The following is a 16,260-nucleotide window of genomic DNA, read 5'->3' as shown; positions in this document are numbered from 1 at the left end:
GGCGCTCAGTAATCCGGCGCCACGCCGAAGACGGGCTCAACCTGCTCGCCCGACATGTTGTCGTACTGATGGTCGGTTCCGGCCGGAATGTAGAAGCCGTCGAGCGGGTTGAGTTCGAACCAGTCCTGACCTTCCGCGTCGGGCACGTGGATGTTGAGCGTGCCCGAAACGACATGGAGGCATTTGTCGCCCTTGTGGCGCTCGACGCCGGTGGGTTATTCCGCAAGCGGCGTCGTCTTGCCGACGGTGAGCTGGTCGGTGGCGCAGTAGAGACCGGTGAAGGCGCCCGTGTTGCCGGATCGATACTCCAGAGCAGGTCGGCAACCCTGCGCGGCAATCCCACAAACGAAAAAGGCGTACCCCACCCGAAGGTGGAGCACGCCTTGCCGCACCGAAATGCGGTCTTGCCCTGGGAGGCAGCTTTATTCGGCGGGCTGCAGGCCCTGAACGGAACCTTCCGGCAGCGCCCGGCCGCCAAGGGTTGCGGCAAGCTGGGTCTCGTCCAGTTCGCCTTCCCATTTCGCCACGACGATGGTCGCAACCGCATTGCCGACGAAGTTGGTGAGAGCCCGGCATTCCGACATGAAGCGGTCGATGCCGAGGATCAGCGCCATGCCGGCGACCGGCACCGCCGGAACCACCGAAAGGGTGGCCGCAAGCGTGATAAAGCCGGCGCCGGTGATGCCGGCCGCCCCCTTGGAGCTCAGCATCGCCACCAGCAGCAGCAGCACCTGATCGCCGAGCGACAGCGGAATGTCGGTCGCCTGGGCGATGAAGAGCGCGGCCAGCGTCATGTAGATATTAGTGCCGTCGAGGTTGAAGGAATAGCCGGTCGGGATCACCAGCCCGACGACGGAACGCTTGCAGCCGGCCTTCTCCATCTTGTTCATCAGGCCCGGAAGGGCTGCTTCCGACGAAGAAGTGCCGAGAACCAGAAGCAACTCTTCTTTGATGTAGCGGATGAGGGCGACGATCGAGAAGCCGTTGTAGCGGGCGACCGCTCCGAGCACGACGAAGACGAAGAGCAACGAGGTGACGTAGAAGGTGCCGATCAGCATGGCGAGATTGGCGATCGAGCCGACGCCGTACTTGCCGATGGTAAAGGCCATGGCGCCGAAGGCGCCGATCGGTGCCGCCTTCATCAGGATCGCGACCAGCTTGAAGATCGGCAGCGTCAGGGCATGCAGGAAGTCGACGACGGGCTCGGCCTTCTTGCCGACCATGGCAAGCGCCAGGCCGAACAGGACGGAAATGAACAGCACCTGCAGGATATCGCCTTCGGCGAAGGCGCCGACGAGCGTCGTCGGGATGATGTTCATCAGGAAGCCGGTGATCGACTGCTCATGCGCCTTTTCGGCAAACGAGCTGACCGCCTTGACGTCGAGCGATGCCGGATCGATGTGCATGCCGGCGCCCGGTTGCACGACGTTGGCAACGATAAGGCCGATGATCAGCGCCAGCGTCGAGAAGGTCAGGAAGTAGATCATTGCCTTGCCGGCGACCCGCCCGACCTTGGCAAGATCGGTCATGCCGGCAATGCCGGTGGCAACCGTCAGGAAGATGACGGGCGCGATGATCATCTTCACCAGCCGGATGAAGGCATCGCCGAGCGGCTTCAGCTGCGTGCCGATCTCGGGATAGAAATGGCCGAGCAGAATGCCCGCGGCGATTGCCGCCAGAACCTGGACGTAGAGGTGGCGATAGAAAGGTGTCTTGCCGCGCGGTTCCGCGGATTGGTCGATAATCATGATATCCTCCACTTGGCCCAGTCCGGCGTCATGCCGGGCCTCCCGGGCCCTATTTCCGAAGCGCGACAGCTCGGGCTGTCATGAGGATGTCATTTGCAATGGGCGTGCCAGATCGCAGCGCGAACGACCAGCCCATTGAAATATCGATATGTTTTATTGGAAACCGGCTTAGGCACACAAATATTTGAGCGGATATCCGCACAGAATACCTGGAAATATGAGCGGAAACATGCACAATTCCGCCATGTCTACGCCTGCCTCGCCCACCACGAAACCAGCCGATCTTGACCGGCACATGCGCCGCGCCTGGCTGATTTACGCTGCGATGGCTTTGGCTCTTTTGGCGACCGGACTTTATGTCGCCGGCGAATATGGGCGAAACAAGGCGCTCGAGACCGTCGACATCCAGAGCCGCATCGACGCCAATCTCAAGGCGTCGCTGCTGCGCGCCGTGCTTGAGCGGCAGCGCGCTCTGCCTCTGGTTTTGGCCGACGATGTCGAGGTGAAGGCCGCCCTCGAAAAAGACGGCGAGCAACCGCTGCAGCGGCTCAACCAAAAGCTGGAGGCGCTCGCCGCCAACACGGACGCGGCGGTGATCTACGCGATCGGTCTCGACGGCGTGGCGATTGCGGCGAGCAACTGGCGCGAACCGACCAGCTTCGTCGGCAATGACTACGCGTTCCGGGAATATTTCCGCATGGCGATGCGCGACGGCAAGGCCGAGCATTTCGCCATGGGCAATGTCAGCAAAAGGCCCGGTCTTTACATCTCCAGACGGGTCGACGGACCCGCCGGCCCGATCGGCGTTGTGGTCGCGAAACTCGAATTCGATGGAGTCGAGGCCGACTGGCTCGCCTCCGGCAAGCCAGTCTATGTCACCGACAGGCGCGGCATCGTGCTGATTACCAGCTTCCCGTCCTGGCGGTTCATGACGACCCGCAACATCCCCGGGGATCGTCTTGCCGCCATCCGCGAGAGCCTGCAGTTCGGCGATGCATCCCTTTTGCCCCTGCCGTTCCGCCGGATTGAGCCGACAAGCGACGGATCAAGCATGCTGACAGCGCTCCTGCCCGGTAGCAGCGAGAAGCAATTCCTGAGGGTCGAGACGATGGTGCCCTCGACCAGCTGGCGGCTGGAGCAACTGGCGCCGCTGGATGCCGCTCTGAGCGCAGCGAGTCGCGAAGCACGGCTGCTGGCGTTGGCTGCCCTCGTGCCGCTGCTGGCGCTTGCCGCATTTCTCCTTCGCCGGCGTCAGTCGTTGACGCTGGTCGCGGCCAACGAGCGGGTCGCACGCGATGAACTCGAGCGTCGCGTTGCCGAGCGCACACAGGATCTCAGCCTCGCCCGCGATCACCTCGAAACCGAAATCGCCGACCACCGGCGCACCGGCGAAAAGCTGCAGGCGGTGCAACAAGAACTGGTCCAGGCCAACCGATTGGCAATCCTCGGGCAGGTGGCGGCCGGCGTTGCCCACGAGATAAACCAGCCGGTCGCGACCATCCGCGCCTATGCCGACAATGCCCGCACCTTCCTCGACCGCGGACAGAAGGAAACCGCGGTCGAAAACCTCGAAAGCATCGCGGCGCTGACCGAGCGTGTCGGCACCATCACCGACGAGTTGCGAAGCTTTGCGCGCAAGGGCCGTTTCGTTGCCGAGCCGACGGCGGTGCGTGAGGTGATCGAAGGCGCGCGGATGCTGCTGCGCAGCCGCTTTGCCGGTCGCATGGACGCGATCGTCATCGACCTGCCCGACAACGGGCTCAGTGTGCTCGGCAACCGTATCCGCCTGGAGCAGGTGCTGATCAACCTGTTGCAGAATGCTCTGGAAGCCCTCGGCGATCGGCCAGATGCCGAGATCCATGTCCGTTGCGAAAACGGTCCCAACGATACTGTTTTGCTTGTTGTCGCCGACAATGGTCCGGGCATAAGGCCCGATATCCTTGAAGACCTGTTCACGCCGTTCAACACCTCCAAGGATCAGGGTCTCGGACTCGGCCTTGCCATTTCCAAGGAGATCGTCGTCGACTACGGCGGCGACATCGACGTCAAGACCGGGCCTGAGGGCACCGTCTTCACCGTCCGTCTGAAGAGGGCCTGAGCGATGCAGCAATCCGTATGCCTCGTCGACGACGACAGCGACCTGCGCAAGGCGATGAAGCAGACGCTCGAGCTTGCCGGCCTGAGCGTGACAGACTTTCCCGGTGCGGCGGATGCGCTCGCCGTGCTCGACCCCGACTTTGGCGGTATCGTCATCAGCGATATTCGCATGCCGGGGATCGATGGCCTCACATTGTTTCGCCGGGTCGCCGGCTTCGACCCCGACCTTCCCGTCATCCTGGTCACCGGCCACGGCGATATTCCGATGGCCGTGCAGGCCCTTAAGGACGGCGTCTATGACTTCATTCCGAAACCCTTTGCTGCCGACCGTCTTGTCCAAAGCGCGCGCCGCGCGCTCGAAAAACGCCGACTGGTGATGGAGAACCGCGCGCTGAAGCGCGCGGCCGAAACGGCCGGCGAAAGCCTGCCGCTGATCGGCCAGACGCCGGTCATGGAACGGCTGCGCCAGACCTTGCGACATATCGCCGACACCGACGTCGACGTGCTCGTCGCCGGCGAGACCGGCAGCGGCAAGGAAGTGGTGGCGACGCTGCTGCACAACTGGAGCCGGCGCCGGGATGGGAATTTCGTGGCGCTGAATTGCGGCGCGCTGCCGGAAACGGTGATCGAAAGCGAGCTCTTCGGCCACGAACAGGGCGCCTTTACCGGTGCGCTGAAGAAGCGCATCGGCCGCATCGAGCATGCGAGCGGCGGCACGCTTTTCCTCGACGAGATCGAGGCGATGCCGCCGGCAACGCAGGTCAAGATGCTGCGCGTGCTGGAAGCCCGCGAAATCACCCCGCTTGGCACCAACGTGGTGCGTCCCGTCGATATCCGCGTCATCGCCGCGGCCAAGATCGATCTCGGCGATCCGGCCCAGCGCGGCGACTTTCGCGAGGATCTCTATTTCCGGCTGAACGTCGTAACCCTGTCGATCCCGCCGCTGCGCGAGCGCCGCGACGACATCCCGCTGCTGTTCTCGCATTTCCTGACGCGGGCGGCGCAGCGCTTCAAGCGTGACGTGCCCGACGTCTCGCCTGCCGTGCGCCACCACCTCTTGTCGCATTCCTGGCCTGGCAATGTGCGCGAGCTCTCGCATTTCGCCGAACGCGTCGCCCTTGGCGTCGAGGGTCCCCTCGGACAAGCGACCGCCAGCCCGACAGCATCCGCTGCTGCCCTTCCCGAGCGGCTTGAGCGCTACGAAGCGGAGATTTTGAAGGAGGCGCTGAGGGCGCAGCGCGGCGACGTCAAGGCGACGATCGAGGTGCTCGGCATTCCGCGCAAGACCTTCTACGACAAGCTTCAGCGGCACGGCATCAACCGCGCCGACTATGCCGAGCGACCGGCATCCGAGAAGCCCGGACGCTAGCAAGCGATCAACAGTCGAAGGGTACAACCTTCGGATTAGCGCTTGACGGCGCATCCGGATCGATGGCTATCTCTCGATATTCACCAGGGGGGTCCCGTCAAGGGGCTGAGAGTCTGCTGGTCGGATCGGCGTTGCCGACCGAGGCGCAGTGACCCGTTGAACCTGATCCAGTTCATACTGGCGTAGGGACGGTGCAGACATCGACGCCACGATTCCGTTCTTTCAGCGGGAATTAGGGCGAACCTGTCTTTTCCTTCCGGCTTCAGAACTGGGTCTCCAACCGCAAACTTGGAGCCTCATCATGAATATTGCCACCAAACCCGCAGACCTCTCCGTCACCAAAGGCCCGCTTCCCGCTTCGAAGAAGGTCTATAAATCCGGCACGATCCATCCTGACATCCGGGTGCCGATGCGCGAGATTGCCCTGCACCCGACCTCGGGCGAGCCGCCAGTCACGGTCTATGATGCCTCAGGGCCATACACCTTCGAAGACGCCAACATCCGCATTGAGGACGGGCTGCCCAGACCGCGGCGCAACTGGATCATCGCGCGCGGCGATGTCGAGGCCTATGACGGTCGTTGCGTCCGGCCCGAGGATAACGGTTTTGCCACCGGCGACCGGCTGACACCGACCTTCCCCTTCCGTCATGCACCGCTGCGGGCAACCGGAAGGCGCGCCGTGACGCAGCTTGCCTATGCGCGCGCCGGCATCATCACGCCGGAAATGGAGTTTGTCGCCATCCGCGAAAACCTCGGTCGCGACGCCACGCGCACTACATCGCGCGACGGGGAAAGTTTCGGCGCCCAGATCCCCGATCACGTCACGCCGGAATTCGTCCGCCAGGAGATCGCCAGCGGCCGCGCCGTGCTGCCGGCCAACATCAACCACCCGGAATCCGAGCCGATGATCATCGGCCGGAATTTCCTCGTGAAGATCAACGCCAATATCGGCAACTCCGCCGTCACCTCCTCGATGGCCGAAGAGGTCGAGAAAATGGTCTGGGCGACGCGTTGGGGCGCCGATACGGTCATGGACCTTTCGACCGGGCGCAACATCCATAACATCCGCGAATGGATCATCCGCAATTCGCCGGTGCCGATCGGGACCGTGCCGCTCTACCAAGCGCTCGAAAAGGTCAACGGCATCGCCGAGGATCTGACTTGGGAGGTCTATCGCGACACGCTGATCGAACAGGCGGAACAAGGCGTCGACTACTTCACCATCCATGCCGGCGTCCGGCTTCACTATATCCCGCTCACGGTCGGTCGGGTCACGGGCATCGTCTCGCGCGGCGGCTCGATCATGGCCAAGTGGTGCCTGCATCACCACAAGGAGAGTTTTCTCTACGAGCACTTCGAAGAGATCTGCGACATCTGCCGCGCCTATGACGTGTCGTTCTCGCTCGGCGACGGCCTGCGTCCCGGCTCGATTGCGGACGCCAACGACGCGGCGCAATTTGCCGAACTGGAAACGCTGGGCGAACTGACGAAGATCGCCTGGGCCAGGGATTGCCAGGTGATGATCGAAGGCCCCGGCCACGTGCCGATGCACAAGATCAAGGAGAACATGGACAAGCAGCTCGCGGTCTGCGGCGAGGCGCCGTTCTATACGCTTGGGCCGCTCACGACCGATATCGCGCCCGGTTACGACCACATCACGTCCGGCATCGGGGCGGCGATGATCGGCTGGTTCGGCACCGCCATGCTCTGCTACGTGACGCCGAAGGAGCATCTGGGGCTTCCCGACCGCAACGACGTGAAGACCGGGGTGATCACCTACAAGATCGCCGCCCACGCCGCCGACCTCGCCAAGGGACATCCGGCCGCCCGCACCCGCGACGACGCCCTGTCGCGAGCTCGTTTCGAATTCCGCTGGGAAGACCAGTTCAACCTGTCGCTCGATCCGGAGACGGCACGCGCCTTCCACGATGAGACCTTGCCGAAAGAGGCGCACAAGGTCGCGCATTTCTGCTCGATGTGCGGCCCGAAATTCTGCTCGATGCGGATCTCGCACGACATCCGCGCGGAGGCGCAGAAAGAAGGGTTTCAGGCGATGGCGGCGAAGTATCGTGAGGGCGGCGACCTCTATATGCCGGTGGAGGCAGTTGTGGCCGAAGGATAGCGACGACGGCGGAAGGGTCGGCGAAGGTCGATTGTGGTGCGTCTTTCTGAACGCAAGGCGCACCAGCACCCGTGAGCTTGCGAACTTTGAATGCTGCCGCTCCCCTCTCCTCGGTCATGCTCGGGCTCGACCCGAGCATCCATTCGCGAGCCTCGACGCCGTCAACGCGCAAACATCCTTCTCAAAGGGTGGATGTGGTTGGATCCTGGGGTCAGCCCGAGGATGACGGGAGGGGATGCCCGACTGTCGGTGGCTCACCGTCTCTAGGGTCGGCCGGCGATCCGCATGGCCACATCAAGCAAAACATTGGCCCCGGCGACGAGGTCGGCCGGGTCCGTGTGCTCGCGCGGATTGTGGCTGATGCCGTCGCGACTTGGAACGAAGATCATCGCCGCCGGCGCGATGCGGGCAATCATCTGGGCATCGTGGCCGGCACCGGAGGTCATCCACCGGCTCTTCAACCCGCGGGCGCCCGCCGACGCCTCGATCATCTGCACTATGGCGCGATCGAAGGCCACCGGCTCGAAGCGCGCCAAGCGTTCAACCGTTGCCGTCACGCCCTCCTCCGCAATGATCACCCGCAATTCCGCTGCAAGTGCCGCTTCAAGCGCCTGCAGACGCTCCTCGTCCGGGTCACGCAGGTCCACGGTAAAAACCGCGCGCGAGGGGATGACGTTGATCGCGTCCGGCTCGAAGCGCATGGTGCCGATCGTCGCGACACTCGGCGCGTTCGATCGCGCGATATGATCGCGCAGGAACAGCCCGACACGGGCGGCGGCAAGGCCCGCATCGCATCGCATCGCCATCGGCGTGGTGCCGGCATGATTGGCAACACCCTCGATCGTCACGCGTTGCCAGGAAATCCCTTGCAGGTTTTCGACGGCGCCGATGGCGATTGCCTCGCGCTCCAGCACCGGCCCCTGCTCGATATGCAGTTCGACATAGGCATGAGGCTTCAGGAAGCCAGGCTCGACAGCGCCGGCATAGCCGATGCGCGCCAATTCCGATCCGAGCAACGTGCCATCGGTTCCCACCGTCGCAAGCGCTTCCTCGATGTCGAGGCCGCCGACATGGACGAGCGAGCCCAGCATATCGGGCGCGTAGCGCACGCCCTCTTCGTTGGTAAAAGCGGCGACGGCGATCGGCCGCGCGGGTTCAAAACCCTGCTCCTTCAAAGTCTCGATCACTTCGAGCCCAGCCAGTACGCCGTAGCAGCCGTCATAGACGCCGGCATTGATAACGGTGTCGATATGCGAGCCCAGCATCAACGGCGATTGCCCGGCGTTGTCCTCACTTTGCCAGATGCCGAAGACGTTGCCGATCCGATCGATGACGACCTCGAGACCTGCGACCTCCAGCCAACCGACAAGACGATCCCGCCCCTGCTTCTCGCTGTCGGACGCCGCAAGCCGGGTCAATTGGCCCCGATCGTCGCGCCCGATTGTGCCGAGGTCCTGGATGTGTGCCAGCAGACGCTCGGCATTGATGGAAGGGTGAGGCATGTCGATGTCGCCTTTGAAGGTGCTGATTTTGGGGACGACGACAGTCATTGGCCGACATCCGGAAAGGCCAGTCGCTGCCGGGTGATTTCGGCGTGGAACCGGGCGCCGAAGATCAGGGCATCGTCGTTGAAGTCATAGGTGGGATTGTGCAACGGCGCGGACTCCTTGCCATTGCCGATAAAGACGAAGCAGCCCGGAACATGGGCAAGAAACCGCGCAAAATCCTCCGAGCCGGTCATCGGTTCGGCAGCCACGCCGACATTCTCCGCCTCGAAAACCACATCGGCGGCCGCGAACGCATGGTCGACGAGCGCGGGATCGTTGAGGAGCGGCACGAACTCGCGGGTATAGTTCACCTCGACCTCGCAGCCGTAGGCATCCGCGGTACCCCTGGCGATCGTGCGCATCTGCTGCTCGATCTTGGCACTGACCTCGGGCCGAAAGCTGCGGGCGTCGCCGAGGATGCGGGCAAGGCCCGGAAGCGCGTTGCGGGTGCCGTCCGTGATCACTTCCGTCACCGAAACGACGGCGATATCGGCCGGAGAGAGCCTTCGCGAGACGATGGTCTGCAGATTGACCACCGTCGCGCAGGCCGCAACCAGGGTCTCGTTGCCGATGTGAGGCCGGGCCGCATGGCCCCCGACACCCTTGAGTGTGATTTCGAAATTGTCCTCGGCCGACATGATGGCGCCCGGACGCGTTTCGAACTTGCCGACGGCAAGACCCGGCATGTTGTGCAGGCCATAGATCTCGTCGAAGGGAAAGCGCTCCATCAAGCCGTCGGCGAGCATGGCAAGCGCCCCCTTGCCCCATTCCTCAGCCGGCTGGAAGACGAAGTGTACTGTGCCGTCGAAACCGCCCTCCTCGGCGAGCAGCTTCGCCGCGCCGAGCAGCATTGCCGTGTGGCCGTCATGACCGCAGGCGTGCATCGTGCCCGGCCGGGTTGAGCAATAGGCAGCAGTCCCCTGCTCCGTTATGCGCAACGCGTCCATGTCGGCGCGCAGGGCGATGGCGCGGTTTCCCGTTCCACGTCGCAGCGTGCCGACAACGCCGGTGCCGCCGATCCCTTCTGCGACCTCGTCGAGGCCGAACGCGCGCAGCTTGGCGGCAACAAAGGCGGCCGTTCGTTTTTCTTCAAAGCCGAATTCCGGATGAGCGTGCAGATCGCGGCGCCATGCCGTCATATCCGCCACAAGCCTGTCGTTCGTGCTTGTCATCCGCATCACACCCTTTCCACGCTCAAGGCCCCTGCGACCTCAGCGGGTGCGAGACCGACCAGTTCTTCATACCGCTCCGGATCCGTGGCGCCTTCCGTATTGATCACCAGGATCCGCGATCGGGCATCGATACCAAGGGCGGCACGCATGTTCCGGTCTCCGGCGACGGTGACAAGGCCTGCCAGACCGACGCCACCGCTTTCGCCGGCAACGATTGCCGGATCGCTGCATTTCGGGCGCGCCAGGCGGTTCATGATCGAAACGGCATCCTCCTCCTCGACGGTCATGAAGGCGCAGGCGACGCGCGAAAGAATACGCCAGGCGACAAGCGAAGGCTCATAACATTCAAGCATCGCCATGACGGTGGGCTCGCCATGCGCCACCTTCACAGGATGACCGGCCTTTGCCGTTTCGAGGAGGCATGCGGCGCGCGCGGGCTCGACGACGACGAAGCGTGGCCGGTCTTGACCATAACGCAGCGCGAGATGACCTGCCGTTGCCGCGGCAATGCCGCCGACGCCGGCCTGGACGAAGACATGGGTCGGCGGTGTCCCGATCTCCCTCAAGGCCTCGCACAGGAGCGCCATGTAGCCCTGCATCACCAGTCCGGGAATATACTCGTAGCCCGGCCAGGACGTGTCCGAGACAACCGTCCATCCGCGATCGTCACAAACCTTCGCGGCAAACTCGACCGAGTCGTCGTAGGTTCCCTCGACGCGGACGATCTCAGCTCCATAGTCTGCGATGGCGTCGATGCGTTTCTGACTGACGCCGGCATGCACAAAGATCACCGATTTCGCGCCCACAAGCTGCGCACCCATCGCAACCGACCGACCGTGGTTGCCGTCCGTGGCGCAACCGAACGTCATCTCTCGGGCAACCGCGCGAACATCGTCACGCGCCAGGTCGTCGATGTCGACGTCCCGGCCGGTCCGCTTTCGAGCCTCGTCAAGCACCAGACGGATTACCGCGTACGATCCGCCGAGCGCCTTGAAGCTGCCAAGCCCGAGCCGATGGCCCTCGTCCTTGACCAGGATCGCGTCGACGTCGAGTTCACCCGCGAGCGCCGGCAGGGAATGAAGCGGTGTCGGCCGGTGGTTATCGCGGCGCGAAAGCTGACGCTCGACCTCGGCGGCAGCGGCAATCGAAAGCATTTCGGCATCCTCCGGAAGCAGCGGCGATCCGAAGTCGGCATGATGGTTGCGAATAAGCATGCGGGGCAGTCTCCCTGTTTGGTGAAATTCTATTTCAGCTCGAGAGAGAAATGCGCTCTAAATAGCGACCTTGGATGCAAGTTTGTAAACAACAGCGAGGGAACGATGGCCGTTTCAAAGACTGCACCGTCTGAGCTTGACCGCTTCGATCTGGCGATCCTGGCAATCCTGCAGAAGGACAACACGACGCCGCAGCGGCAGATCGGCGAGGCCGTCAACCTGTCCGCGCCGGCCGTGCAGCGCCGCATCAAGCGCATGGAAGAGAACGGCGTCATCCGCAGCAATGTGGCGGTGATCGATCCGGCCCGCGTCAACCAGGCCTTGACGATCCTGGTCGAGGTGGAGGTGGAAAGCGAGCAGATCGACCTGCTCGATGCGGCGAAGGCTGCCTTTTCGGCGGCTCCCGAAGTGCAGCAATGCTATTATGTCACTGGCGATGTCGATTTCATGCTTGTCGTGATCGTGCCGACGATGGGCGACTATGAAGCCTTCACCCGCCGCATGTTCTTCGGCAACCCGAACATCCGGCGGTTCCGGACATTCGTGACCATGGATCGCGTCAAGGTCGGCCTGTCCGTTCCGGTGGAAAGGCCGCGCTGAGGCTACTTCGGGCCGGCAAGTGCGTTCTTCTCGGCCTCCGCCTCAAGCGGCGCACCGGCGCCGATCGAGGTCAGATAGGCATCGACGGTTTCAAGTGACGACGCCGGCGCGAAACCTTCGCCGGTTTCCGGGGTGACGATCGCAAGCTGCGTCTGCCAGCCGGCGGCGCTACGGCAGGCAATCGAGACGAAATCCGGCTGATCCGGCCGCTTCATTTCGTACTCGCGGCAGATCTGTTCGCCACCTGCCGTGAACGTCGAAACCAACCGAACCTGTCCGTCGCCGACGACGATTTCCTCGCCCGAGGCGCGCTGGTCGAGAATACCTGACACGATCGGATCGACCAGGCCCGCAACCTGCGGGCCCTCGACGTCCGTTCGGCCTGCTCCGCCAGCAAAGTATCCGCCGACGCCACCGACGACGATGAGAAGCGATGCGGCCAACGCCATCATCAGCGACGAAGGACGGCGCGGGGTCTGAGCCGTTGGCTCCGGCCTGCGGAAGGCAATGATGTTGTCCGCACTCGCACTTTCGTTAGCCGCATCAGCGGCCCGGCTGCCGCCATCGCGTGCTGCCGCCTTGGCGGCCATGGCGCGGACGTTCTCAACCAGTTGATCCGGAACCGCCTCGTCGAGCATCGGCTTCAGCGCCTCGCTCGAGGCCGCCCGCGTTTCCATGAACATGGCGACGCGGGCCATCAGGTCGTCGTCCGTTTCGAGCGCCGTCTCGACAAGCCGCGTCGTCTCGTCGTCGAGTTCGCCATCGGCGAATGCCATCAGGATCTCGTCGGTGAATTCCATATCGCTCATCTCGCCCCGCCTCTCATATCCGGTGAACGCGCGGCCGCAGGTTCTATTCCCGCGGCTTCAGCAAGATTCTTGCGGGCGCGGGCGAGCCTGCTCATCACTGTACCGATAGGAATGCCGAGCACCTCGGCTGCCTCCTTATAGGAGAGATCCTCCACGCATGTCAGCAGCAGCACCTCGCGCTGTTCCAGCACGAGATCGTCGATGGCAGCGGCCACGCTTTTCAGCGTCATACGTGCCTCGGATCCCGCTTCTCCGGAGGGAACGGCAAGCTCCGGCTGAGCTTCGATCTCCTCGGTCGGACCGGCCGTCTTCTGGCGGCGGAGCTGGTCTATCCAAAGATTGCGCAGAATGCGGAACATCCAGGCGTCGAAACGCGTGCCCTCCTCGAACCGCTCCGAGCCGGCAAGCGCCTTCTCGCAAGCGGCTTGCACCAGGTCGTCGGCGATATCGCGGGAGCGGCAAAGCGAGATGGCAAAGCGGCGCAGGTTGGGCAGGAAAGCGACGAGGCGCTCGCCGAAGGCGATGTCCTGATCGGTCATTCCGCGTTCCTTCCGGCGCTTCGATTGGCACGCGGGGGAATAATTTGTCCATTCATCCGTTGAGCGATATGGGAAGCACACGCAAAAGTCACCACCGGCGAGCCTGCCTTTCACGGTAAGCTGATCCACTCCGGCGCGGTCGGGACAAGGAGAAAGCCTTGATGAAACGCCTGCTTCGATTGACCGCCGCATCGCTCTGCGGCCTCGCAGTCGCCAATGGCGACCTTGTTCCCTCGGGGATCACCGGCACCACGACCACCAATTCCTTCGCCTTCATCACGCCAGCCCATGCGGACGACGACGATGGCGGCGGGGACGACGATGACGGAGGCGGGAGCGGTGGAGGTTCATCGTCGAGCCGGTCCTCCGATCGCGGTTCCGGCGGTGCCTGGCGCGGCGGCGGCAATCTTTTCGACCTCTTCCGGGGCACGCCGGAAAAGCGCGCTGCCCGACGGCCTGCGCCTGTGCGCAAGCCTATCCATGTGCCCGGCGAACTCATTGCGCTTGGGCTGGACGAAGCCGCGATCCAGCGTCTCGGCGAACGCGGTTTCACGACCCGGGCGCGACAATCTCTCGGGCTCTCCGGCTCTGAGATCGTCAAGCTTTCGATTCCCTCTGGAATGACGCTTGAGGCTGCGCGGCAGGAGGTCGCCTCGGCCTCGCCGGGAGCCGTCGCCGATCTCAACCATTACTTCGAGCCGAACGAAGGTGCCACCCAGCCGACACCGTGCGGCGAAGGACGGTGCGCTCTGGTGCGCACAGCCATCGGCTGGCCTGAGCCCGACGCAGCGAAGGCCTGCGCCGCTGCCGGTCCGATCGGGCTGATCGACACCGCGATCAACCCAGACCACCCGGCGCTTCAGGGCGTCGATCTCGAGATCGTCCGCCTGGCGGCCGACGAAGTGCCGGAGTCCGGGCGCCAGCACGGGACGGCCGTTGCCGCCCTCCTTGCCGGCCGGCAGGACAGCCGCGCGCCCGGTCTGCTGCGCAACGCGCGATTGATCGCAATCGACGCGTTCCAGAAGACGAAACGCGATGCAGACGTCGCCGAGACCTACGATCTGGTGAAGGCAATCGACCTTTTGGCAGCCCGCGGGGTCACAGTGATCAACATGAGCCTTTCGGGACCCCACAACCAGTTGCTGGAGAAAACCGTTGGGCTGGTCGCGGAGCGCAACATCCTGCAGGTGGCGGCCGCCGGCAACGACGGTCCCAGGGCAAAGCCGGTCTATCCCGCCGCCTACCCCGAACTGATCGCGGTTACCGCCGTCGACCGCAATTTTCGCCCCTACCGTCGCGCAGCACAGGGCGAGCACATCGACGTCGCGGCCCTCGGCACGGGCGTCTGGACGGCCGCTTCGATCGACGGCGGCCGGCCACGCACCGGCACATCCTTCGCTGCACCGTTTGTGACCGCCGCGGTCGCCATTCTGAGGGCTTCGAACCCTTCGCTTTCGGCCGAAGACATCGGCAAGCTCGTCGCGCAAACGGCAGAGGATGTCGGCGCACCCGGCAAGGATCCGGTTTTCGGCTGGGGTGTTTTGAACGCCCGCGAACTCTGCCGCTCGTAGCAGCCGAATTTATGTCAAGGCGAAAGGCTTGCAACCGATCAAGCCTGATAGCAGTCGTGACGATCAAAAAAGCTCCGGCGGAAAGAAGGTGTCGCATCGCGCACCTCCTTTCCGCCGGAGCGTAATGCCCGTTCTGATCAGGCGGCAAGGCCCCGCTCGGTCAGCAGCATGCCGACCCGCACCATGCGCACGGCATCTTCCGCCGCACGAACAAGCAGTTTCGGCGCAGCGTTGATCGCGTCGTCAAGGCTGCAGGGTGCTTTCAGGATAGAGGCAAAGGCATCGATGCCATGCTCGAAGTTCAAGGTGACACCCTTGCCGATCGTGCCGGCGAGTGCGATCACCGGCCGTCCGGCCTCCTTGGCACGATGACCGACTTCCGCCGGCACCTTGCCGAAGGGCGTCTGGCCATCAAGGCTACCTTCCGCCGTGATCACCAGATCGGCCCGCGCGATCATGCTGTCGAGATCGAGATATTGCATGACGATGTCGTAGCGCGGGTGCAGCTTGCCGCTGAGCAGTCCGAGCACCGCAGCGCCGAGCCCGCCCGAGGCGCCGGCACCCGGCGCGCTGCCAACGTCGACGCCGGTCGTGCGGTGGATTGCCTCGGCATAGGTCTCCATCGCATCGGTCAGCACTTCGACCTGCTCGGGCGTCGCGCCCTTCTGCGGGCCGAAGACCCGGGCAACGCCGCGTTCGCCGAGCAGCATGTTGTGCCAGTTCACAGCCGCATCGATGCGAACATCGGCCAGACGCGGGTCGCGCGACGACAGATCGATGCGAGCCAATTGGCCGAGTGCGCCGCCGCCGGGCGGCAGTGGTAAACCGTCCTTGTCGAGCAGACCGACGCCCAGCGCCTGAGCCATGCCGGCTCCGCCGTCATTGATGCCGCTGTCGCCGCAGCCGAGCAGGATCCGGCGCGCGCCGGCGTCGAGTGCTGCACGGATCAACTCGCCGACGCCATAACTGCTCGTGATGCAGGGGTTGCGGCGATCGCGCGGCACCAGCCGGAGGCCGGCGGCAGCCGCCATTTCGATGATGGCGACCGGCTCATCCTGCCCGCCGAGAAATCCGAAATGCGACAGGACCGGCGTGCCCAGCGGCCCGGTGACAACGCATTCGTGCAACGTGCCGCCCGTGACGGCGACCAAGGCCTTGGTAAAACCTTCGCCGCCATCGACCATCGGCACTTTCAGAACCTTTGCCTGGGGGCAGGCACGCAGCACACCCTTCTCGATGCAATCGGCCGCTTCTTCCGCCGACAGACTTTCCTTGAAACCAGACGGTGCAACCAGAATGGTCAATGTCATGTGACAGTCTCCTTGCGTTTTTGTGACAATGCGGATGCAAGGGAGGAACGGTCGCTCGGAGGGTTTATTCCGCCGAATACCAAACTATTTCGCGGTTAGTACAAAAAGCAGCAAAGGCCGGAGCTGGCGGGCTCCGGCCTTTGCTAAAAACACATATTTTCA

Annotated in this window: 12 protein-coding genes, 1 pseudogene and 1 riboswitch; of the genes and pseudogenes, 5 read left to right on the top strand and 8 right to left on the bottom strand. The window is 63.7% G+C overall.

Annotated elements, in window-relative coordinates; all coding sequences use genetic code 11:
• Positions 1 to 5: 5 nt before the first annotated feature.
• Together AC1Q80_RS17675 and AC1Q80_RS17670 are read right to left on the bottom strand one after the other, a co-directional pair.
• Positions 6 to 194: pseudogene (locus AC1Q80_RS17675) on the bottom strand (cupin domain-containing protein); the annotation flags it as partial.
• Between the two features lie 228 nt (positions 195 to 422).
• Positions 423 to 1,748, bottom strand: a complete 1,326-nt coding sequence (locus AC1Q80_RS17670) for a dicarboxylate/amino acid:cation symporter (RefSeq protein ID WP_492361307.1) — start codon at positions 1,746 to 1,748, stop codon at positions 423 to 425.
• A gap of 229 nt (positions 1,749 to 1,977) precedes the next feature.
• On the opposite strand from AC1Q80_RS17670, the gene AC1Q80_RS17665 reads away from it, so the two are divergent.
• From AC1Q80_RS17665 to thiC, 3 genes are all read left to right on the top strand, one after another.
• Positions 1,978 to 3,846, top strand: coding sequence for a sensor histidine kinase (locus AC1Q80_RS17665; protein WP_492361335.1), 1,869 nt, complete (start codon positions 1,978 to 1,980; stop codon positions 3,844 to 3,846).
• A 3-nt stretch (positions 3,847 to 3,849) separates the two neighbouring features.
• Entirely contained in the window at positions 3,850 to 5,214 is a 1,365-nt protein-coding gene (locus AC1Q80_RS17660; RefSeq protein WP_492361306.1) for a sigma-54-dependent transcriptional regulator, read from the top strand.
• A gap of 75 nt (positions 5,215 to 5,289) precedes the next feature.
• Positions 5,290 to 5,421: riboswitch (TPP riboswitch) on the top strand.
• A 94-nt stretch (positions 5,422 to 5,515) separates the two neighbouring features.
• Positions 5,516 to 7,336: a phosphomethylpyrimidine synthase ThiC gene (gene thiC / locus AC1Q80_RS17655; protein WP_492361305.1), complete on the top strand. Its 1,821-nt coding sequence runs from the start codon at positions 5,516 to 5,518 to the stop codon at positions 7,334 to 7,336.
• Positions 7,337 to 7,599: 263 nt separating this feature from the next.
• Here the strand turns inward: thiC and AC1Q80_RS17650 are convergent, their stop codons facing one another.
• The 3 genes from AC1Q80_RS17650 to AC1Q80_RS17640 are packed head-to-tail and all read right to left on the bottom strand — an operon-like array spanning position 7,600 to position 11,269.
• Positions 7,600 to 8,838 carry a Zn-dependent hydrolase gene (locus tag AC1Q80_RS17650; protein WP_492361334.1) on the bottom strand — a complete coding sequence of 413 codons (1,239 nt, stop codon included), beginning with the start codon at positions 8,836 to 8,838 and terminating at the stop codon, positions 7,600 to 7,602.
• A gap of 44 nt (positions 8,839 to 8,882) precedes the next feature.
• Positions 8,883 to 10,055: a M20 aminoacylase family protein gene (locus AC1Q80_RS17645; protein ID WP_492361304.1), complete on the bottom strand. Its 1,173-nt coding sequence runs from the start codon at positions 10,053 to 10,055 to the stop codon at positions 8,883 to 8,885.
• A gap of 5 nt (positions 10,056 to 10,060) precedes the next feature.
• A complete protein-coding gene (locus tag AC1Q80_RS17640) occupies positions 10,061 to 11,269 on the bottom strand; it encodes a diaminopropionate ammonia-lyase (protein WP_492361303.1) in 1,209 nt (402 codons plus the stop codon).
• Between the two features lie 105 nt (positions 11,270 to 11,374).
• Between AC1Q80_RS17640 and AC1Q80_RS17635 the strand changes: the two genes are divergently transcribed.
• On the top strand, positions 11,375 to 11,869 hold the full coding sequence (locus tag AC1Q80_RS17635) for an Lrp/AsnC family transcriptional regulator (RefSeq protein ID WP_492361302.1): 495 nt from the start codon (positions 11,375 to 11,377) through the stop codon (positions 11,867 to 11,869).
• A 2-nt stretch (positions 11,870 to 11,871) separates the two neighbouring features.
• On the opposite strand, the gene AC1Q80_RS17630 is transcribed toward AC1Q80_RS17635, so the two are convergent.
• Together AC1Q80_RS17630 and AC1Q80_RS17625 are read right to left on the bottom strand one after the other, a co-directional pair.
• On the bottom strand, positions 11,872 to 12,678 hold the full coding sequence (locus tag AC1Q80_RS17630; RefSeq protein ID WP_492361301.1) for an anti-sigma factor family protein: 807 nt from the start codon (positions 12,676 to 12,678) through the stop codon (positions 11,872 to 11,874).
• Positions 12,675 to 13,217: an RNA polymerase sigma factor gene (locus tag AC1Q80_RS17625; protein WP_209789508.1), complete on the bottom strand. Its 543-nt coding sequence runs from the start codon at positions 13,215 to 13,217 to the stop codon at positions 12,675 to 12,677. Before AC1Q80_RS17625 ends, AC1Q80_RS17630 begins: the two co-directional genes overlap by 4 nt.
• 161 nt (positions 13,218 to 13,378) lie before the next feature.
• Between AC1Q80_RS17625 and AC1Q80_RS17620 the strand changes: the two genes are divergently transcribed.
• Positions 13,379 to 14,788 (top strand): S8 family serine peptidase, encoded by a 1,410-nt coding sequence (locus tag AC1Q80_RS17620; protein WP_492361300.1) that lies wholly within the window; start codon positions 13,379 to 13,381, stop codon positions 14,786 to 14,788.
• A gap of 137 nt (positions 14,789 to 14,925) precedes the next feature.
• Here the strand turns inward: AC1Q80_RS17620 and AC1Q80_RS17615 are convergent, their stop codons facing one another.
• On the bottom strand, positions 14,926 to 16,098 hold the full coding sequence (locus AC1Q80_RS17615; protein ID WP_492361299.1) for a glycerate kinase family protein: 1,173 nt from the start codon (positions 16,096 to 16,098) through the stop codon (positions 14,926 to 14,928).
• Between the last annotated feature and the right edge of the window lie 162 nt (positions 16,099 to 16,260).

It is taken from the genome of Ensifer sp. GW823-FHT05D09 (assembly GCF_058795755.1).
The sequence above is the reverse complement of the archived record's forward strand: the minus strand, read 5'-3'. Positions and strand labels throughout refer to the sequence as shown.